The 20,171-nt window shown below is 54.1% G+C and carries 14 protein-coding genes, 7 tRNA genes and 1 pseudogene; 4 read left to right on the forward strand and 18 right to left on the reverse strand.

The window, feature by feature from the left end:
• Positions 1-281: 281 nt before the first annotated feature.
• The 5 genes from lnt to miaB form a co-directional block, all read right to left on the reverse strand.
• Positions 282-1,820, reverse strand: coding sequence for an apolipoprotein N-acyltransferase (gene lnt, locus L379_RS16170; protein WP_032652971.1), 1,539 nt, complete (start codon positions 1,818-1,820; stop codon positions 282-284).
• A gap of 5 nt (positions 1,821-1,825) precedes the next feature.
• Positions 1,826-2,704, reverse strand: a complete 879-nt coding sequence (gene corC / locus L379_RS16165; RefSeq protein WP_003858679.1) for a CNNM family magnesium/cobalt transport protein CorC — start codon at positions 2,702-2,704, stop codon at positions 1,826-1,828.
• Between the two features lie 84 nt (positions 2,705-2,788).
• Positions 2,789-3,256, reverse strand: a complete 468-nt coding sequence (gene ybeY, locus L379_RS16160) for an rRNA maturation RNase YbeY (RefSeq protein ID WP_017694310.1) — start codon at positions 3,254-3,256, stop codon at positions 2,789-2,791.
• Complete coding sequence (locus L379_RS16155) at positions 3,253-4,299, reverse strand: PhoH family protein (protein WP_003858674.1); 1,047 nt, start codon at positions 4,297-4,299, stop codon at positions 3,253-3,255. Before L379_RS16155 ends, ybeY begins: the two co-directional genes overlap by 4 nt.
• A gap of 163 nt (positions 4,300-4,462) precedes the next feature.
• Complete coding sequence (miaB, locus tag L379_RS16150) at positions 4,463-5,887, reverse strand: tRNA (N6-isopentenyl adenosine(37)-C2)-methylthiotransferase MiaB (protein WP_017382461.1); 1,425 nt, start codon at positions 5,885-5,887, stop codon at positions 4,463-4,465.
• A 135-nt stretch (positions 5,888-6,022) separates the two neighbouring features.
• On the opposite strand from miaB, the gene ubiF reads away from it, so the two are divergent.
• On the forward strand, positions 6,023-7,198 hold the full coding sequence (ubiF, locus tag L379_RS16145; RefSeq protein WP_003858670.1) for a 3-demethoxyubiquinol 3-hydroxylase: 1,176 nt from the start codon (positions 6,023-6,025) through the stop codon (positions 7,196-7,198).
• A gap of 108 nt (positions 7,199-7,306) precedes the next feature.
• Here the strand turns inward: ubiF and L379_RS16140 are convergent.
• The 12 genes from L379_RS16140 to nagB all read right to left on the reverse strand — a co-directional run bounded on the left by L379_RS16140 (position 7,307) and on the right by nagB (position 14,199).
• Positions 7,307-7,381, reverse strand: a tRNA-Gln gene (locus L379_RS16140).
• Positions 7,382-7,415: 34 nt separating this feature from the next.
• Positions 7,416-7,490 (reverse strand) — tRNA-Gln (locus L379_RS16135).
• Positions 7,491-7,531: 41 nt separating this feature from the next.
• Positions 7,532-7,608 (reverse strand) — tRNA-Met (locus L379_RS16130).
• A 17-nt stretch (positions 7,609-7,625) separates the two neighbouring features.
• Positions 7,626-7,700: transfer RNA gene (locus L379_RS16125), tRNA-Gln, on the reverse strand.
• 32 nt (positions 7,701-7,732) lie between these two features.
• Positions 7,733-7,807: transfer RNA gene (locus L379_RS16120), tRNA-Gln, on the reverse strand.
• 23 nt (positions 7,808-7,830) lie between these two features.
• A tRNA-Leu gene (locus tag L379_RS16115) sits at positions 7,831-7,915 on the reverse strand.
• An 8-nt stretch (positions 7,916-7,923) separates the two neighbouring features.
• Positions 7,924-8,000: transfer RNA gene (locus L379_RS16110), tRNA-Met, on the reverse strand.
• A 225-nt stretch (positions 8,001-8,225) separates the two neighbouring features.
• On the reverse strand, positions 8,226-9,890 hold the full coding sequence (gene asnB, locus L379_RS16105) for an asparagine synthase B (protein WP_015571128.1): 1,665 nt from the start codon (positions 9,888-9,890) through the stop codon (positions 8,226-8,228).
• 277 nt (positions 9,891-10,167) lie between these two features.
• A complete protein-coding gene (gene nagD / locus L379_RS16100) occupies positions 10,168-10,920 on the reverse strand; it encodes a ribonucleotide monophosphatase NagD (RefSeq protein ID WP_003858667.1) in 753 nt (250 codons plus the stop codon).
• Positions 10,921-10,965: 45 nt separating this feature from the next.
• A complete protein-coding gene (locus L379_RS16095) occupies positions 10,966-12,186 on the reverse strand; it encodes a DNA-binding transcriptional regulator NagC (RefSeq protein WP_032652974.1) in 1,221 nt (406 codons plus the stop codon).
• An 8-nt stretch (positions 12,187-12,194) separates the two neighbouring features.
• Positions 12,195-13,343 carry an N-acetylglucosamine-6-phosphate deacetylase gene (nagA, locus tag L379_RS16090; protein WP_023296119.1) on the reverse strand — a complete coding sequence of 383 codons (1,149 nt, stop codon included), beginning with the start codon at positions 13,341-13,343 and terminating at the stop codon, positions 12,195-12,197.
• 55 nt (positions 13,344-13,398) lie between these two features.
• Positions 13,399-14,199 carry a glucosamine-6-phosphate deaminase gene (gene nagB / locus L379_RS16085; RefSeq protein WP_003858663.1) on the reverse strand — a complete coding sequence of 267 codons (801 nt, stop codon included), beginning with the start codon at positions 14,197-14,199 and terminating at the stop codon, positions 13,399-13,401.
• A gap of 325 nt (positions 14,200-14,524) precedes the next feature.
• Here nagB and nagE point away from each other — a divergent pair, with 325 nt between their 5' ends.
• Positions 14,525-16,474: a PTS N-acetyl glucosamine transporter subunit IIABC gene (nagE, locus tag L379_RS16080; RefSeq protein WP_032652976.1), complete on the forward strand. Its 1,950-nt coding sequence runs from the start codon at positions 14,525-14,527 to the stop codon at positions 16,472-16,474.
• Between the two features lie 169 nt (positions 16,475-16,643).
• The gene (glnS, locus tag L379_RS16075; protein WP_015571127.1) at positions 16,644-18,311 is read left to right on the forward strand and encodes a glutamine--tRNA ligase; all 1,668 of its coding nucleotides are present in this window, start codon (positions 16,644-16,646) and stop codon (positions 18,309-18,311) included.
• A gap of 251 nt (positions 18,312-18,562) precedes the next feature.
• Here the strand turns inward: glnS and L379_RS26420 are convergent.
• Positions 18,563-18,631, reverse strand: a pseudogene (locus L379_RS26420) (hypothetical protein); the annotation flags it as partial.
• Between the two features lie 126 nt (positions 18,632-18,757).
• On the opposite strand from L379_RS26420, the gene chiP reads away from it, so the two are divergent.
• Positions 18,758-20,155 (forward strand): chitoporin ChiP, encoded by a 1,398-nt coding sequence (gene chiP / locus L379_RS16070; RefSeq protein ID WP_017694280.1) that lies wholly within the window; start codon positions 18,758-18,760, stop codon positions 20,153-20,155.
• The last annotated feature ends 16 nt before the right edge of the window (positions 20,156-20,171 follow it).

Raw genomic sequence — 20,171 nt, forward strand, 5'->3', positions numbered from 1 at the left:
ACATTTAGTCTGGCTTAATGTAAAGATTTTGCTGCGTTATTGTTTATTTTTGCGAAGCGCGCCGCACCATTCAGAGGCAATAATCCCTCGTTGCACCGTTTCGGTGCTACCGATGATCTACGCTGGTGCGACAAAGTTGCACGTTAAGCCAGACAGCGTTGATGTGAATAAAAAAAGCAACAGGCGTGCCAGAATTGAAGTTTGGGAGGAAATTGTCGGGTGGCGGCGCTGGAGAGTAGGCCGGGTAAGGCGTAGCCGCCACCCGGCAACAGAAGGTAAGGTTATTTACGACGCTGACGCAGGCTCATCAGTACGGCGCCAAAGCCGAACAGCGTAGTCAGGATCCACAGCGGCCAGTTCCCGGTGCGCGCGTAAGGCGTAAGCCCGGTAGTTGGCGTGACGTTAGTAGTCAGCACCTCACGGGTAAATTGCGGGATCATGGCCTGGATTTCACCCTGCGGACCAATCACGGCGGTAATGCCGTTATTGGTGCTGCGCAGCAACGGACGTGCCAGCTCCAGAGAACGCATTCGCGCCATCTGGAAGTGCTGCCACGGGCCAATCGATTTACCGAACCACGCATCGTTTGAGATGGTCAGCAGATAGTCGGTGTCCGGGCGGAAATTATCGCGCACCTGCTCGCCGAGGATAATCTCGTAGCAAATGGCGGCCGTCAGGGCAAAACCGTGCGCATGCAGCTGCGGCTGAACGTAAGGGCCCCGGCTGAATGAGGACATCGGCAAATCAAAGAACGGTGCCAGTGGGCGCAGAATAGACTCCAGCGGAACAAATTCGCCAAACGGTACAAGGTGGTTTTTGTTGTAGCGATTGGTGGAGGTATAGCTGTATTCGCTGTCCTTACCGAGCGTAATGATCGTGTTGTACGTGTCATAGCGGTTCTGCTGATTGAGACGCGCATCCACAATTCCGGTGATCAGCGTACTGCCGCGCGCGCGCAGCAGATCGTCCATCATCTTCAGGAAGGGCTGCTGATTGATCTCCAGGTCCGGGATCGCAGACTCAGGCCAGATGATGAGCTGCGATTTGCCCATCACCTTTTCAGTGGCGTTGGCGTAGATTTTCAGCGTGTTCAGCAGCTGATTCTCATCCCATTTCAGGGACTGCGGGATATCGCCCTGTACCAGTGAAACCTGCGTGGCGCGCGCGGGCTCCAGCGTAAACCACTGGATATAACGCAGCGGGAAGGGCAGGGCAAACAGGATCAACGAGGCAACCAGCGGCTTCCAGTTACGTGTCATCAGTGCCAGCACCAGCAGGCCGCTGACGATCATCAACAGGAAATTGATGGCTTCCACGCCCATGACCGGGGCCAGGCCTTTCAGCGGGCCGTCTACCTGGCTATAGCCGAACTGCAACCACGGGAAACCGGTCAGTACCCAGCCGCGCAGAAATTCGGTGATTTGCCAGACAACGGGTGCCGCTATCGCCACGCGCAGCCAGGTCGTTTTTGGCCACAGGCGAGACAGGATGCCCGCGAACAGGCCGGTGTAGAGCGAGAGATAGGCGGCGAGCAGCACAACCAGGAAGACGTTAACCGGCCCCGGCATTCCGCCAAATTGCGCGATACTGACGTAGACCCAGTTGATACCAGAGCCGAACAGCCCCAGCCCCCAGAAGTAGCCAATGGCCGCGGCCTGTACCGGACGGCGGTTCAGGGTAAGACCCTGTAGCCCCATCAGGGAGAGAATAGCGGCCGGCCAGATATCGTAAGGAGAAAAAGCCAGCGTACCGCTGGCTCCGAGTAACAGCGCCAGCAGCAAACGGACGCGCTGGCGTTCAAAGAGTGGGGCAAATGCCATTTACATTAATCTTCCAGTTTTGGCACCGGTGAGTCGTCCGGCATTCTGACGTGAACCTGAATAATACGTCGGCTGTCAGCCATTGCGACCTTGAACTGGTAACCATCGATGTCAACGGTTTCACCGCGGGCCGGAAGATGGCCGAAGGCCTGCATCACCAGGCCACCAATGGTGTCCACTTCTTCATCGCTGAAGCTGGTGCCAAAGGTATCGTTGAAATCTTCAATGGAGGCCAGCGCGCGCACGGTCCAGGTGTGGCGGCTCAGCTGACGGAAGTCGATATCCTCTTCTTCGTCATACTCATCTTCGATTTCGCCCACGATCAGCTCAAGGATGTCTTCGATTGTGACCAGACCGGAAACGCCACCAAATTCATCAATAACAATCGCCATGTGATAGCGCTGGGAGCGAAACTCCTTCAGCATCCGATCCACACGTTTACTTTCCGGCACAACCACGGCCGGGCGTAACACCTTTTCCATACTGAAGGCTTCGGCATCGCTGCGCATAAACGGCAGCAGATCTTTCGCCATCAAAATCCCTTCAATGTGATCTTTGTCTTCGCTGATGACCGGGAAACGTGAGTGAGCCGATTCGATAATCACATCGAGGCACTCGTCCAGCGTCTGGTTGCGTTTCAGGGTAATCATCTGCGAGCGGGGGATCATGATGTCGCGGACGCGCTGGTCGGCGATGTCCATCACCCCTTCGAGCATTTCGCGCGTATCTTCGTCGATAAGGTCGTTCTGCCCGGAATCACGAATCAGCTCCAGCAGTTCATCACGGTTTTTCGGTTCGCCGTGGAAAAGCTGGTTCAGAATGAGGGAGAAAAATCCCTTTTTAGTGGTTGTCGTGTCGCTACTGTGTGAATTGTCGTCGCTCATGGCGTTTGTTAAGGGTTCTCTTGTTAGTTCAATGTTAACCGCCGCGCTATGTCCCTGCGCGGCGGCATGGTAGTCAGTGACTGACTATTCTTTCTCGGCAATGTACGGATCCTCATAGCCCAGAGCAAGCATTATCTCTGTCTCGAGGGATTCCATCTCTTCCGCTTCGTCATCTTCAATATGGTCGTAACCCAGAAGATGCAGGCTACCGTGCACCACCATGTGTGCCCAGTGCGCTTCCAGCGGCTTTTGCTGCTCTTTGGCTTCCTGCTCAACCACCTGACGGCAGATGATCAGATCGCCCAGCAGCGGCATCTCAATGCCCGGAGGGGCTTCGAACGGGAAAGAGAGCACGTTGGTCGGCTTATCTTTCCCGCGGTAGGTCAGGTTGAGCTCATGGCTTTCTGCTTCATCCACCAGGCGAATCGTGACCTCTGATTCTTCCTGAAACTGGGGGATAACGGCATCCAGCCATTTCTGAAACTGTGCCTCTTCTGGCATGCCGGAATTATCATCACAGGCCAGCTGTAAATCGAGGATCACCTGACTCATTTCTGTTCATGCTCCTGCGCTTCGCGCTTACGTTCTGCGGCCAGTTCGGCCCTGCGCTTCTGATCTGCCTCTTCCCAGGCCTCATAAGCGTTAACGATACGCGCGACCACGGGATGGCGTACCACGTCTTCACTGTGGAAGAAGTTAAAGCTGATTTCCTCTACCTCGGCCAGGACTTCGATGGCGTGACGCAGACCCGATTTGGTGTTACGCGGCAGGTCAATCTGGGTGACGTCACCGGTGATAACCGCTTTCGAGTTAAAGCCAATACGCGTCAGGAACATCTTCATCTGTTCGATGGTGGTGTTCTGGCTCTCATCCAGAATGATGAACGCGTCGTTAAGCGTACGGCCACGCATGTAGGCCAGCGGAGCAACTTCAATCACGTTACGCTCGATGAGCTTTTCAACTTTCTCGAAGCCGAGCATTTCGAACAGCGCGTCATACAGCGGGCGCAGGTAGGGATCTACTTTCTGACTCAAATCGCCCGGCAGGAAGCCCAGTTTTTCACCGGCTTCAACAGCAGGGCGGGTCAGCAGGATACGGCGGATCTCCTGACGCTCGAGCGCATCGACCGCAGCGGCAACGGCCAGATAGGTTTTACCCGTACCCGCCGGGCCTACGCCGAAGGTGATGTCGTGGTCGAGAATGTTGGCGATGTACTGCGCCTGGTTCGGGGTACGAGGCTTAATCACGCCGCGTTTAGTTTTGATGTTGATGGCTTTGCCATAGTCCGGCACGCTTTCCGCGCTCTGCTCAAGCACGCGCGCCTCTTTAATGGCCAGGTGGATCTGTTCAGGTTCAATATCCTGGATCTCTCCGCGCATCGGGGCGGTATCAACATACAGGCTGCGGAGAATATCTGCCGCGGCGTTGACGCAGATTGGGCGTCCGGTGAGTTTGAAATGGTTATCGCGACGATTGATTTCGATACCCAGACGTCGCTCCAGTTGTTTGATGTTGTCATCAAACGGCCCGCACAGGCTCAGCAGGCGAGCGTTGTCTGCGGGCTCAAGGCTAATTTCACGCGTATCTATGTTCAAACTGTTCCTCTTTAATTGGTTAACTGACCTGTGGCCACACGGCGTAATAAAACGGTCATTACCGAAATTATTCACGCCACAGAATAAAGGCGCAAGCGTTGCGGTAGATATTGGGGGTGATGAGAGGAAATACAAGGCCTGCCGGACAGGCAGGCCAGAAGGATCAAGGCTGGTAAATACCTACGCCAGAGTCGTTGACTTTGCGGGTGCGAGAGATAACGGATTCCGGCGTCTCGGCAATACGCAGACCCATTTCGTCCTCAGTGCGTACCACCTTCCCGCGCAGCGAGTTCGTGAGTACTTCGACAATCTCGACGTCCACAAACTTACCGATCATGTCCGGGGTGCCTTCAAAATTCACCACGCGGTTATTTTCGGTTCGACCAGACAGTTCCATGACGCTCTTACGGGAGGTGCCTTCCACCAGAATACGCTGGACAGTACCGAGCATACGACGACTCCAGGCGTTGGCCTGCTGGTTGATACGCTCCTGTAGAATATACAGACGCTGCTTTTTCTCTTCTTCCGGCACATCGTCAACCATATCGGCCGCAGGGGTGCCCGGGCGCGCAGAGAAGATAAAGCTGTAGCTGACGTCGAAATTCACCTCGCCGATGAGCTTCATGGTGCGCTCAAAGTCATCAGCGGTTTCGCCAGGGAAGCCGACGATAAAGTCGGAGCTAATCTGGATATCCGGGCGCGCTTCACGCAGCTTGCGGATGGTGGACTTATACTCGAGCACCGTATGTGGACGACCCATCAGGTTCAGCACGCGATCAGAACCGCACTGGATCGGCAGGTGCAGGAAGCTCACCAGCTCTGGCGTATCGCGATAGACGTCAATAATGTCGTCGGTAAATTCCATCGGATGGCTGGTGGTAAAGCGAATGCGGTCGATGCCGTCAATCGCCGCCACCAGACGTAGCAGTTCAGCAAAGCTGCCGGTGGTACCGTCGTAGTTTTCCCCGCGCCAGGCGTTCACGTTCTGACCCAGCAGGTTCACTTCACGAACGCCCTGCGCGGCAAGCTGCGCGATTTCAAACAGGATATCGTCTGCCGGGCGGCTCACTTCTTCACCGCGGGTGTAAGGCACCACGCAGTAAGTACAGTATTTGTTGCAGCCTTCCATGATGGAGACGAAGGCGGTCGGGCCATCAGCGCGCGGCTCAGGCAGACGGTCAAATTTCTCGATCTCCGGGAAGCTCACGTCAACCACCGGGCTACGGCTGCCGCGAACCTGATTAATCATCTCTGGCAGGCGGTGCAGGGTCTGAGGGCCAAAAACGATATCCACATAGGGGGCTCTCTGGCGGATCAGCTTACCTTCCTGCGATGCGACGCAGCCACCCACGCCAATGATCAGGTCCGGATTTTTCCGTTTGAGAAGCTTCCAGCGGCCTAACACATGAAAGACTTTTTCCTGTGCTTTTTCACGAATTGAACAGGTGTTCAGCAGCAGCACATCGGCTTCTTTCGCATTTTCAGTCAGCTGGTATCCGTGGGTGGTATCCAGCAGATCGGCCATCTTCGATGAATCGTATTCGTTCATCTGACAGCCCCAGGTTTTTATATGGAGTTTTTTAGTCATCGACTTGCTCAGCTCAGGATTGCAAGCCGCGTATTGTAATGCTTTGGTGCGGTTGTGACCAGTATGAAGGTTGTCAACCTCAGGGCCGCAAAAATCCGGTAAACTTAAGGTATTCTCCAATAAGGAATAGTGACCATGACACTCCTGAACACCGAAGTTGCCGTTGTTGGCGGCGGTATGGTCGGCGGCGCACTGGCGCTGGGGCTGGCGCAGCAGGGATTTGACGTAACCGTTATTGAACAGGCGGCTCCGCCAGCATTCGATCCTGCCAGCCAACCGGACGTGCGTATTTCCGCCATTAGCGCGGCCTCTGTTGATCTGCTTCGCGGGCTGGGCGTCTGGGAGGCGGTGCTGGCGATGCGCGCGCACCCTTACAGCCGTCTTGAAACCTGGGAGTGGGAAAATGCTCACGTGTCGTTTGATGCCGCCGAGCTGAAACTGCCGCGCCTGGGCTATATGGTGGAAAACAACGTGCTCCAGCAGGCGCTCTGGCAGGCGCTGGAGGCGCACCCTAAGGTGACGCTGCGCGTTCCGGACTCGCTGAAAGGCCTGCATCGTCATGAGGGCGGGTATCTCCTGACGCTGGATAACGACGATGAGCTGGCCGTGAAGCTGGTGGTGGGGGCGGATGGCGCGAACTCGCAGGTCAGGCAGATGGCAGGCATTGGGATCCATGCCTGGCAGTACCAGCAGTCCTGCATGTTGATCACCGTGCAGTCAGAAAACGCGCCGGGCGAGAGCACGTGGCAGCATTTTACGCCGAACGGCCCGCATGCATTCTTACCGCTGTTTGATAACTGGGCTTCGCTGGTGTGGTACGACAAACCGGCGCGCATTCGACAGTTGCAGGGTCTGTCCATGGATCAGTTGCAGCGCGAAATTCGCCAGCACTTCCCGAGCCGTCTGGGCAACGTGACCCCGGTTGCCGCCGGCGCATTCCCGCTGATGCGACGCCATGCGTTGCAGTATGCCCGTGAAGGACTGGTGCTGGTGGGGGACGCGGCGCACACCATTCATCCGCTGGCGGGGCAGGGGGTGAATCTGGGATACCGTGACGTCGATGCGTTACTGGATGTGCTGGGTAACGCTCGCGCCCACGCGGAAGCCTGGGCCAGCCATCAGGTACTGAAGCGCTACCAGACGCGCCGTATGGCGGATAACTTCATTATGCAGTCGGGGATGGATCTGTTCTATGCCGGGTTCAGCAACGATGTTGGTCCGGTGCGTATAGTGCGCAATATTGGATTGATGGCGGCGGAGCGTGCCGGTGGGCTGAAGCGTCAGGCCCTGAAATACGCCCTCGGACTCTGATCTTTATTCCCTCTCCCCGTGGGAGAGGGTTAGGGTGAGGGCATCAGGCCGCACTATTCTGAACAACAAAAACAAAAAAGCCCGCAGAGCGGGCTTGTTTGTTTTAAGTGGCTGGGGTGCAGGGATTCGAACCCCGGAATGCTGGTATCAGAAACCAGAGCCTTACCGCTTGGCGACACCCCAATTGCGTTAAACAAACTGCTTAACGACTTTAAAGTGGCTGGGGTACGAGGATTCGAACCTCGGAATGCCGGAATCAGAATCCGGTGCCTTACCGCTTGGCGATACCCCAACAATGTTCAGTTTACCGAATCGTATTCGATAACATAAATATGGTGGCTACGACGGGATTCGAACCTGTGACCCCATCATTATGAGTGATGTGCTCTAACCAACTGAGCTACGTAGCCAGTACTGCAATCTTCGATGGCTGGGGTACCTGGATTCGAACCAGGGAATGCCGGTATCAAAAACCGGTGCCTTACCGCTTGGCGATACCCCAATACCGCGGAGAACCGCATAATCGAAGAAATATGGCTGGGGTACCTGGATTCGAACCAGGGAATGCCGGTATCAAAAACCGGTGCCTTACCGCTTGGCGATACCCCATCCGTGCAACGCTTACCTGGGAATGGTGCGGGAGGCGAGACTTGAACTCGCACACCTTGCGGCGCCAGAACCTAAATCTGGTGCGTCTACCAATTTCGCCACTCCCGCAAAAAAGATGGTGGCTACGACGGGATTCGAACCTGTGACCCCATCATTATGAGTGATGTGCTCTAACCAACTGAGCTACGTAGCCATCTTTTTTTCGCGTTACCTTATCGGCGTTGCGGGGCGCATTATGCGTATAGACCCTTGCAGCGTCAACACCTTTTTCAATGAAAATAGCCGGAATGTGACTGTTTGGTTAGGTTGCGAACAGCGAGGCCGAATATTCGACAATTATTGGTTATTAATCGATTTTATGCGGAGAAAAGAGAGGCAAAAAAATCAGGCCCCGGAGGGCCTGATGATACTCTGAACATTATTTATAGGCAGACTGGTGAACGCCCACCGCGCGTCCTGACGGATCGTTCATCGCTTTGAATGATTCATCCCATTCAATGGCTTTAGCAGAAGAGCAGGCGACCGATGGGCCACCCGGTACGCACTCTGCTGCGCTTGGAACCGGGAACAGCTCCTCAAAGATCTCACGGTACAAATACGCTTCTTTCGAGGCTGGCGTGTTGTACGGGAAACGGAAGCTCGCAGTTTCCAGTTGTTGATCAGAAACCTGTTTCGCCGCCACCTCTTTCAGGGTGTCGATCCAGCTGTAACCCACGCCATCCGAGAACTGCTCTTTCTGACGCCACGCCACGCTCGCCGGCAGGTAGGATTCAAAACATTCACGCAGGATATGTTTCTCCATTTTGCCGTTGCCGCACATTTTGTCCTGCGGGTTGATGCGCATCGCCACATCAAGGAATTTCTTATCGAGGAACGGCACGCGGGCTTCCACACCCCAGGCGGACATCGCTTTGTTGGCGCGCGCGCAGTCAAACATGTGCAGCGCCTGTAGCTTACGCACCGTTTCTTCATGCAGCTCTTTGGCGTTTGGCGCTTTGTGGAAATAGAGGTAACCGCCAAACACTTCGTCAGAACCCTCGCCGGAGAGCACCATCTTGATGCCCATCGCTTTGATCTTCCGCGACATCAAATACATCGGCGTGGAGGCGCGAATGGTGGTCACATCATAGGTTTCAATGTGATAGATCACATCGCGGATCGCATCCAGACCTTCCTGTACGGTGAAGTGAATTTCATGGTGCACCGTGCCGAGATGATTTGCCACTTCCTGGGCGGCTTTCAGGTCAGGTGCCCCTTCCAGACCCACGGCAAAGGAGTGCAGCTGCGGCCACCAGGCTTCAGAGCGCTCCTGATCTTCCACGCGACGTGCGGCGAATTTCTTGGTGATCGCGGAGATCACGGAGGAGTCCAGACCGCCGGAGAGCAGTACGCCGTAAGGTACGTCTGACATCAGGTGGCTTTTCACTGACTCTTCCAGGGCCTGACGCAGTTCGGCTTTGTCCGTCACGTTGTCTTTCACCGCCTCATAATCAAACCAGTCGCGCTGGTAGTACGGGCGGATCTCGCCGTCTTTACTCCACAGGTAGCTACCTGCCGGGAACTCTTTGATGGTGCGGCACACCGGCACCAGGGCTTTCATCTCTGAGGCAACGTAGAAGTTGCCGTGCTCATCGTGTCCCATGTACAGCGGGATAATTCCAATATGGTCGCGGCCAATCAGGTAAGCGTCTTTTTCGCTGTCGTACAGCGCGAAGGCGAACATACCTTGCAGATCGTCGAGGAACTCCGGGCCTTTCTCCTGATACAGCGCCAGGATCACTTCGCAGTCTGAGCCGGTCTGAAACGCGTAGCGATCGCCGTACTCGGCGCGCAGCGCCTGATGGTTGTAAATTTCACCGTTAACAGCCAGCGCGTGCGTTTTTTTCTCGTTATACAGCGGCTGTGCGCCAGCGTTAACATCAACAATGGAGAGACGTTCATGAGCCAGAATCGCTTTATCGCTGGCGTATACGCCTGACCAGTCCGGACCGCGATGGCGCATCAGGCGGGACAATTCGAGTGCTTTTTTACGCAGTTCGCCCGCGTCAGTTTTAATATCCAGTACGCCAAAAATAGAACACATAACCTTCTCCGTTAACCCTGTTGCGTTGTGATGTTGCTTGCTTATGAAAATGCCGCAAAAGGGGGAGGGGGCGCAAGCGTTTTACCGATGAAAACGTAAAAAGTGCAATGGCAATTGCCGAATCTTAAAAAAAGAGTATGTGTTAAGCGATATTATTGATGATTTCTCAATGAAGGGCTGATTTCGTTAGATGAAGTGATGTTTTCAGACAGCAGAGATGAAGTGATGTTTTCAGACAGCAGAAATGAAAAACCACGCCCTGAGGCGTGGTTCTGAATCAAATAACGTCGATTTCGTCGACAGAGGGGTAAATCCAGCTTGGCCGAAACGGCATCGTATCAATGTCATCAAGCTGTGAAACGCCAGAAAGCACCAGGATGGTTTCAAGCCCCGCCTGGAAGCCAGCCAGAATATCGGTACGCAGGTTGTCGCCCACGATGACGGTTTCTTCTGAGTGTGCCTGCATCGTATTCAGTGCGGCGCGGATGATCCACGGGCTCGGTTTACCGACAACAAACGGCTTACGACCCGAGATTTTTTCGATACCGGCGCACAGCGCACCGCAGGCGGGATAAAAACCACGACCGTGCGTGTCCGGGTTGGTGGCGATAAAACGCGCACCGTTGGCGACAAAGTAGGCTGCCTTATGCATCATCTCCCAGTTAAAGGAGCGCGTTTCGCCCACGATGACAAAGTCCGGGTTCACGTCGGTGATGGTGAAGCCCGCTTTATACAGCTCGTGGATCAGCGCACCTTCACCAACGACATAGGCTTTTTTGCCTTCCTGACGCTTCAGGAAATCCGCGGTCGCCATCGCAGAGGTATAGAACACGCTGTCCGGGACGTTGACGCCTGCGGTAGCAAAGCGGTTTGCCAGATCCTGACCAGTCTGTGAAGGGTAGTTCGTGAGAAGAACCAGTGGCATTCCTTTGTCGATGATGCGGTGAAGAAACTCCGCAGCACCCGGCACGGCAACGTTGTCGTGCATCAGCACGCCGTCGATATCACAAATTACATTCTTAATGGTCATGGACAATCCGACATCAAAAAAAGAAGGCGTTACTATAAGGTCCGATCAGGATTCCAGCAAATGTTGCAGCAGGATCCCGTTGAGCATGGCACGTTTTACCAGGGCGAATGCGCCAATTGCCGAGCGGTGATCGAGCGTAGATCGCACCACCGGCAAATTCTGGCGAAATGCCTTCAGCGCCTGGGTATTGATGCAGCCTTCAATGGCGGGCAGTAACACTTTTTCGGCTTCAACGATCTCGCCGGCAATCACCACTTTCTGCGGATTAAACAGGTTGATGGCAATGGCGATGGTCTTACCCAGGTGGCGTCCTACCTGTTCGATCACTTCGCAGGCCAGCGCATCGCCTTTGTTTGCCGCTTTGCAGATGGCGCCGATCTTACAATCTTCCAGCGTGACGCGGCTCTGGTAACCCTGCTCCAGCAGATGGCGAACGCGATGTTCAATGGCGGCATTGGCGGCAACGGTTTCAAGACAGCCAAAGTTACCGCAGTGGCAGCGCTCGCCAAGCGGTTCCACCTGGATATGACCAATCTCGCCTACGTTACCGTTACGGCCAATAAAAATGCGGCCATTCGAGATGATGCCCGCACCTGTACCACGGTGAACGCGCACCAGAATAGAGTCTTCGCAGTCCTGGCTCGCACCAAAGTAGTGCTCCGCCAGCGCCAGCGAGCGAATATCGTGACCAACAAAGCAGGTCAGCTTGAAGCGCTTTTCCAGCGCCTCAACCAGCCCCCAGTTCTCTACCTTAATATGCGGCATGTAGCGAATAACGCCGCTTTCCGGGTCAACCAGGCCGGGCAAAATCACCGAGATGGCGATGAGTTCACGGATCTTGCGCTGACAGCTTTCGATGAAATGCGCAATGGTATTCAGCAACGCGTGTTCAAGCGTCTCCTGCGTGCGCTCAGGAAGGGGGTAGTGTTCTTCGGCAATGGCCTTGCTGCTCAGATCGTAGAGCGTAAGCGTGGTGTCATGACGTCCTAAGCGAACGCCAATGGCCTGAAAATTGCGGGTTTCCGTGACGATGGAAATCGCGCGGCGGCCCCCGGTGGAGGCCTGCTGATCGACTTCTTTGATCAGGCCGCGCTCAATGAGCTGACGTGTAATTTTTGTCACGCTGGCGGGAGCAAGCTGGCTTTGTTCGGCTATCTGAATGCGTGAGATTGGCCCGTGCTGGTCAATCAGGCGATAAACCGCCGCGCTGTTAAGTTGTTTAACGAGATCGACATTACCGATTTGAGCTTGTCCGCCTGGTGTCATACTTTTACTTACTCAGTGACGACCTCGTTACCATTAACGATGGTCTTAATAATTTTATAATCGTGTGTGAACGCCGTCAGGTTTGCAACCATACCTGGCGCAATACCGCCGAGCTGTTTATCGACGCCAATGGCGCGCGCCGGATAAAGCGTGGCCATGCGCAGCACTTCCTCAAGCGCGATGCCGCAATGTTCAACGAGGTTACGTACCCCTTCGATCATCGTCAGAGAAGAACCGCTCAGCGTGCCGTTCTCATCCACACACAGTCCATTCCGGTAGTATATTGTTTTACCAGCAAAAATGAACTGGTCAATATTCGCCCCTGCCGGAGCGGTAGCATCCGTCACAAGGCAGAGCTTGTCGCCTTTCAGGCGTTTGGCGTTGCGGATGTTGGTGTAATCGACATGCAAGCCGTCGGCGATAATGCCGCAGTAGACGTCTGGTTCATCCAGAATGGCGCCAACCAGTCCCGGTTCGCGGCCAGTAATATAGGGCATCGCGTTATAAAGGTGTGTGGCAAACGTAATGCCTGCGCGGAAACCGGCCTTCGCCTCTTTCAGCGTCGCGTTCGAATGGCCCGCAGACACCACAATCCCGGCGGCGGCCAGTTTGCTGATAACGTCCGTGCCGGTCATTTCCGGGGCCAGCGTTACTTTGGTGATCACATCGGCATTGGCGCACATGTAATCCACCAGCTCGGCATCCGGTTTGCGCACGTAGTTTGGGTTATGGGTGCCTTTCTTGACCATATTCAGCCATGGTCCTTCCAGGTGCAGGCCCAGCGCCTGATTCGGATGTTTTGCCAGGTATTCGCGCATGACGCGGATACCCTGTTTCATCAGGTCATCGCTGCTGGTGATCAGCGTTGGCAGATAGCTGGTGCAGCCCGATTTCTCGTTGGCTTTTTGCATGATTTCCAGCGTTTCAACCGATACCGCCTCTGCGGTATCGTTAAACTGGACACCGCCGCAGCCGTTAAGCTGTACGTCGATGAAACCGGGGGAGATTACTGCTCCATTGAGGGAACGCTGTTCGATCTCCGGCGGCAGTTCCGCCAGCGGGCAAACACGTTCAATCAGGCCATTGGCGATTACAATCGCATGGTCATCCAGAATTTCATGGCCGGTATAAATCCGACCGTGGGTTAAAGCGTACATATCGACCCCCGGTTAAAAAAAGCGACCGCCTCGGATAAAAGAGGCGGTTATTCAATTACAGACCTTTGATGTTCTCAGCTTCCAGCTCGTTGAAGTATTTCAGCGTTTTCACTTTCAGCTCCATGGTGGACGGTTCGTCACACACGACAACCGCTTTTGGATGCAGCTGTAAGCAGCTGATCGTCCACATATGGTTCACGTTGCCTTCAACGGCAGCCTGAAGCGCTTGCGCTTTCACCGCGCCCAGCACCAGAATCATCACTTCTTCGGCATCCAGCAGCGTGCCCACGCCTACGGTCAGCGCGTATTTAGGCACCTGATTGACGTCGCCGTCAAAGAAGCGGGAGTTAGCCACGCGCGTATCATGGGTCAGCGTTTTAATACGGGTACGGGAAGCCAGTGAAGATGCCGGTTCGTTGAACGCGATATGACCATCGTTGCCTACGCCGCCCATAAACAGGTGGATTTTACCGTAGGAACGGATTTTTTCTTCATACTGACGGCATTCTGCGTCAATATCAGGCGCGTTTCCATTCAGCAGGTTAATGTTTTCAGCCGGAATATCAACGTGATCGAAGAAATTACGGTGCATAAAGCTGTGGTAACTTTCCGGATGTTCCTTCGGCAGGCCGACATATTCGTCCATGTTGAAGGTCACAACGTGTTTAAAGCTAACCTGGCCCGCTTTGTGCATTTCAACCAGAGCTTTATACGCGGTCAGGGGCGTGCCACCGGTTGGAAGACCGAGAACGAAAGGACGATCGGCTGTTGGTTTGAACGCGTTGATGCGGTTAACGATATGACGAGCAGCCCATTTTCCGACTTGTTCAGCTGTTGCCAGGGGAATCAGTCTCATTATTCACCTCTAAAGTTTAAGTAAAAGTGGGCGGATGATTAGTGCAACCTGAACTAAGCGTAACCTGGAACCTTTCAGGCCGGATCAATCCGTCTTGATTTTTTGAATGATAAAATAAGTTTTCGTCGTTAGCCAGTGAAAGGGAGGGTTTAATACGATATTTGGTGACAATAATCACAAAAAATAGGTGTTTAATTTGCGATACGAATTAATTTTTCACACACTCACACTGCCAGTGAATCATCAACTGTATCTATCGTTCGTGACACAATAAAAACATAGTTTATGCGCGAGTCTTAACAAAGGGTCTCGTAGGGGGAATAGGATGAATATTTTAGGTTTTTTCCAGCGCCTCGGTAGGGCTTTGCAGCTCCCTATCGCCGTGCTACCGGTTGCAGCGTTGCTGCTGCGATTCGGGCAACCCGATCTTCTTAACGTGCCGTTTATCGCCCAGGCAGGCGGCGCAATTTTTGACAACCTGGCGCTGATTTTCGCCATCGGTGTGGCGTCAAGCTGGTCAAAAGACAGCGCTGGTGCCGCGGCACTGGCAGGGGCTGTCGGTTACTTCATCCTCACGAAAGCGATGGTAACCATCAACCCTGAAATCAATATGGGTGTGCTGGCAGGTATCATTACCGGCCTGGTGGGTGGCGCCGTGTACAACCGTTGGGCAGGTATCAAACTTCCTGACTTCCTGAGCTTCTTCGGCGGTAAACGTTTTGTGCCGATTGCGACGGGCTTTTTCTGTCTGATCCTCGCCGCCATCTTTGGCTACGTTTGGCCACCGGTGCAGCATGCTATCCATGCGGGTGGCGAGTGGATCGTGTCTGCGGGCGCAATGGGCGCGGGCATCTTCGGTTTCATTAACCGTCTGCTGATCCCAACCGGTCTGCATCAGGTACTGAACACCATCGCCTGGTTCCAGATTGGTGAGTTCACCAACGCGGCCGGCGCGGTATTCCACGGTGATATCAACCGCTTCTACGCAGGCGACGGCACCGCGGGCATGTTCATGTCTGGCTTCTTCCCAATCATGATGTTTGGTCTGCCTGGCGCGGCGCTGGCAATGTACCTGGCTGCGCCGAAAGCGCGTCGCCCAATGGTTGGCGGGATGCTGCTGTCCGTTGCGATCACCGCCTTCCTGACCGGCGTGACCGAGCCACTGGAATTCCTGTTCATGTTCCTGGCTCCGCTGCTGTATCTGATGCACGCGATCCTGACCGGTATCAGCCTGTTCGTCGCCACCCTTCTGGGTATCCATGCTGGCTTCTCCTTCTCCGCAGGCGCCATCGACTATGTGTTGATGTACAACCTGCCGGCGGCAAGCAGCAACGTCTGGATCCTGATGGTGATGGGCCTGATCTTCTTCGTTATCTACTTCGTTCTGTTCAGCGCGGTTATTCGTATGTTTAACCTGAAGACGCCGGGCCGCGAAGATACGAAAGATGATGTTGTGACCAGTGAAGCCAACAGCAATACCGAAGAGGGTTTAACCCAGCTGGCAACCAACTACATTGCCGCTGTGGGTGGCACCGACAACCTGAAAGCGATCGATGCCTGTATTACCCGTCTGCGTCTGACCGTAGGTGACTCCGCGCGCGTGAGCGATGCAATGTGCAAACGCCTGGGTGCGTCTGGTGTGGTGAAACTGAACAAACAAACCATCCAGGTTATCGTGGGTGCGAAAGCCGAATCTATCGGCGATGAAATGAAAAAAGTGGTTGCCCGTGGGCCGGTCGCTGCCGCCTCAACGGATAACGCGGCAGTGGCTGACGCGCCGGTTGCAAAACCGCAGGCTGTGCCAAACGCGGTGACCATCGCTGCGCTGGTTTCTCCGGTGACAGGTGACGTTGTTGCGCTTGAGCAGGTGCCTGACGAAGCGTTCGCCAGCAAAGCGGTCGGTGACGGCGTGGCGGTGAAACCAACGGACAAAACCGTGGTCTCTCCGGCTGCCGGTACTATCGTGAAAATCTTCAACACCAACCACGCGTTCTGCCTGGAAACGGAAAAAGGCGCGGAGATCGTTGTCCATATGGGTATCGATACCGTTGCGCTGAACGGTCAGGGCTTTACTCGTCTGGTGGAAGAGGGTGCTGAAGTGGCGGCAGGTCAGCCGATTCTGGAAATGGATCTGGACTTCCTGAATGCCAACGCGCGCTCCATGATAAGCCCGGTCGTGTGCAGCAACATCGACGACTTCAGCGGTCTGGTGATCCAGGCGCAGGGTCAGGTGGTTGCAGGCCAGACGCCACTGTATGAGATTAAAGGCAAGTAATCGCTCCTGAGTAGAGTTATGCCTTTAGCGGCGGGGGATATCCTCCGCCGCTTTTTTTTGCAGCAATTGCCCCCATTATTTTCTTCCGGGACGTTTTAAGGGTTGTCACTACGTCCGGCTTATAAGATCATATGCCGTTATACGTTGTTTACGCTTTGAGGAATCCACGATGAGTGAGGCAGAAGCCCGCCCGAGTAACTTTATTCGTCAGATCATCGATGAAGATCTGGCCAGTGGTAAGCACACCACAGTCCACACGCGTTTCCCGCCGGAGCCAAATGGCTACCTGCACATTGGTCACGCCAAATCGATCTGCCTGAACTTTGGTATTGCGCAAGATTACCAGGGGCAGTGCAACCTGCGTTTCGATGACACCAACCCAGTAAAAGAAGACATCGAATACGTTGAGTCGATTAAAAACGACGTGCAATGGCTGGGCTTCAACTGGTCTGGCGATATCTGCTACTCCTCAGACTATTTCGATCAGCTGTATGCCTATGCGGTTGAACTGATTAACAAAGGTCTGGCATACGTCGACGAATTGTCTGCTGACGAAATCCGTGAATACCGCGGTACGCTGACTCAGCCTGGTAAAAACAGCCCGTTCCGCGATCGTAGCGTGGAAGAGAACCTGGCGCTGTTTGAAAAAATGCGTGCCGGTGGCTTCGAAGAAGGTAAAGCGTGTCTGCGTGCCAAAATCGATATGGCGTCTCCTTTCATCGTGATGCGCGATCCGGTGCTGTACCGCATTAAGTTCGCTGAACACCACCAGACCGGTAACAAGTGGTGCATCTACCCGATGTACGACTTCACCCACTGCATCAGCGATGCGCTGGAAGGCATTACGCACTCTCTGTGCACGCTGGAATTCCAGGACAACCGTCGTCTGTACGACTGGGTGCTGGATAACATCACCATTCCTGTTCATCCGCGTCAGTACGAGTTCTCTCGTCTGAACCTGGAATACACCGTGATGTCCAAGCGTAAGCTGAACCTGCTGGTCACCGACAAGCACGTTGAAGGCTGGGACGACCCGCGTATGCCGACCATCTCTGGCCTGCGTCGTCGTGGCTACACCTCGGCGTCCATTCGTGAGTTCTGCAAACGTATTGGCGTTACCAAGCAGGACAACACCATCGAAATGGCGTCTCTGGAATCCTGCATTCGCGAAGACCTGAACGAAAACGCGCCGCGCGCGATGGCAGTGATCGATCCAGTGAAACTGGTCATCGAAAACTATCCGCAGGGTGGAAGCGAACTGGTCTCGATGCCTAACCATCCGAACAAACCGGAAATGGGCACCCGCGACGTGCCGTTCAGCGGTGAAATCTGGATCGATCGCGCCGACTTCCGCGAAGAAGCGAACAAGCAGTACAAGCGTCTGGTGCTGGGCAAAGAAGTGCGTCTGCGTAACGCCTATGTGATCAAAGCCGAGCGCGTAGAGAAAGATGCGGAAGGTAACATCACGACCATCTTCTGTACGTACGACGCAGAGACGCTGAGTAAAGATCCGGCGGATGGCCGTAAAGTGAAAGGTGTGATCCACTGGGTGAGCGCGCAGCATGCGCTGCCGGTTGAGATCCGTCTCTACGATCGTCTGTTCAGCGTACCTAACCCAGGCGCTGCGGAGGACTTCCTGGCGGTTATCAACCCTGAGTCGCTGATTATCAAGCAGGGGTATGCCGAGCCGTCTCTGAAAGCCGCTGAAGCCGGTAAAGCGTTCCAGTTTGAACGTGAGGGTTACTTCTGCCTGGACAGCCGTTACAGCACGGCGGAAAAACCGGTATTTAACCGTACCGTCGGTCTGCGTGATACCTGGACTAAGATCGGCGAATAATCACGCTGGCATGGTCAATGAGAAACAAACGCCGCATAATGCGGCGTTTTTTTATTTAACGATCATGTCGTTAAGCATCGGGATGATGAATTAAAGCCAACATTCCAGGTCAATGTGGTGCTACTTATTTTATTTAAAAAAGTTTGTTGTTTTCCAAAAACAGAAACGCTGAAAAATATATTCACAATATCAATGTTACTTACTGAAAATTAGCGTATTCCCCCGCCAGTACTTGCTTCCCGGTAAATGTTACAAAGCACTACGAAATATGTGCTCTTCGTCATAATCCTGACTTTTGCCTGATTAAAAGCATTGATAATTCGCGTCGCGAAAAATAACCTAAAGACGGTAGTTAATTCGAGGGTATTTCTGACTACCCCTGACCACTTGGTCTTTTCTGTTTTTCGCCGTTTAAGGCGTTTTAATTCGTCAAAGAGGAATAATCTATGCGTACGTTCAGTGGCAAACGTAGTGCGCTGGCGCTGGCTATCGCCGGTGTGACAGCAATGTCGGGCCTGGTGGTTGCGCCAGAGGCAAAAGCAGCAGGTTTCATCGAAGATTCCACCCTCACGGGCGGTATTTATTACTGGCAGCGTGAGCGTGACCGTAAAGACGTCACTGAAGATAAATACAAAACCAACCTTTCTCACTCGACCTGGAACGCTAACCTTGATTTCCAGTCGGGATATGCCGCCGATATGTTCGGGATCGATATTGCAGCGTTCACCGCAATTGAAATGGCCGAAAATGGCGACAGCGGCCATCCGAACGAAATTGCGTTCTCCTCCAGCAATAAAGCCTACGACGAAGACTGGTCCGGCGATAAAAGCGGAATCAGCCTGTATAAAGCGGCTGCAAAATTCAAATATGGTCCGGTCTGGGCGCGTGGAGGTTATATCCAGCCAACCGGCCAGACGCTGTTAGCACCGCACTGGAGCTTTATGCCAGGTACCTATCAGGGTGCGGAAGCCGGTGCTAATTTTGACTACGGCGATGCGGGGGCGTTGAGCTTCTCCTATATGTGGACCAACGAGTACAAAGCGCCGTGGCACATTGAGATGGACAAGTTCTATCAGAATGATAAAAAAACCAAAGTTGATTATCTCCACTCGCTGGGGGCGAAGTACGACTTCAAAAACGATCTGGTGCTGGAAGCTGCTTTTGGTCAGGCTGAAGGCTATATCGATCAGTACTTTGCTAAAGCCAGCTACAAATTTGATATCGCGGGTAGCCCGCTGAGCACCAGCTATCAGTTCTACGGTACGCGCGACAAAGTCAGTGATGGCAGCGTAAATGATATCTATGACGGCACCGCGTGGTTACAGGCGTTGACCTTCGGCTACAAGGTAGGTCAGGTTGATTTACGTCTGGAGGGAACATGGGTCAAGGCAGAAGGGCAGCAGGGCTACTTCCTGCAACGTATGACGCCAACCTACGCCTCTTCCAATGGTCGTCTGGATATCTGGTGGGATAACCGCTCTGACTTCAACGCCGACGGCGAAAAGGCGGTCTTCTTCGGCGCAATGTATGACCTGAAGAACTGGAACCTGCCTGGCTGGGCAGTGGGTGCGTCCTACGCGTACGCCTGGGACGCGAAGCCAGCAGATATGGCTACGCCAGACGCCTACTACGATCCGAATTACCGTCTGAAAGAGTCTTCATACAGTCTGGATGCGATTTACACCCTTCAGGAGGGCCGTGCGAAAGGCACGATGTTCAAACTGCACTTCACCCAGTATGACAACCACTCCGATATCCCGAGCTACGCGGGCGGTTACGGCAACATCTTCCAGGATGAACGTGACGTGAAATTCATGGTCATTGCGCCATTCACAATCTTCTGATGAATACGCAGGCGGG

Source organism: Enterobacter sp. MGH 33, from assembly GCF_000534535.1.
Lineage (GTDB): Bacteria > Pseudomonadota > Gammaproteobacteria > Enterobacterales > Enterobacteriaceae > Enterobacter > Enterobacter hormaechei_C.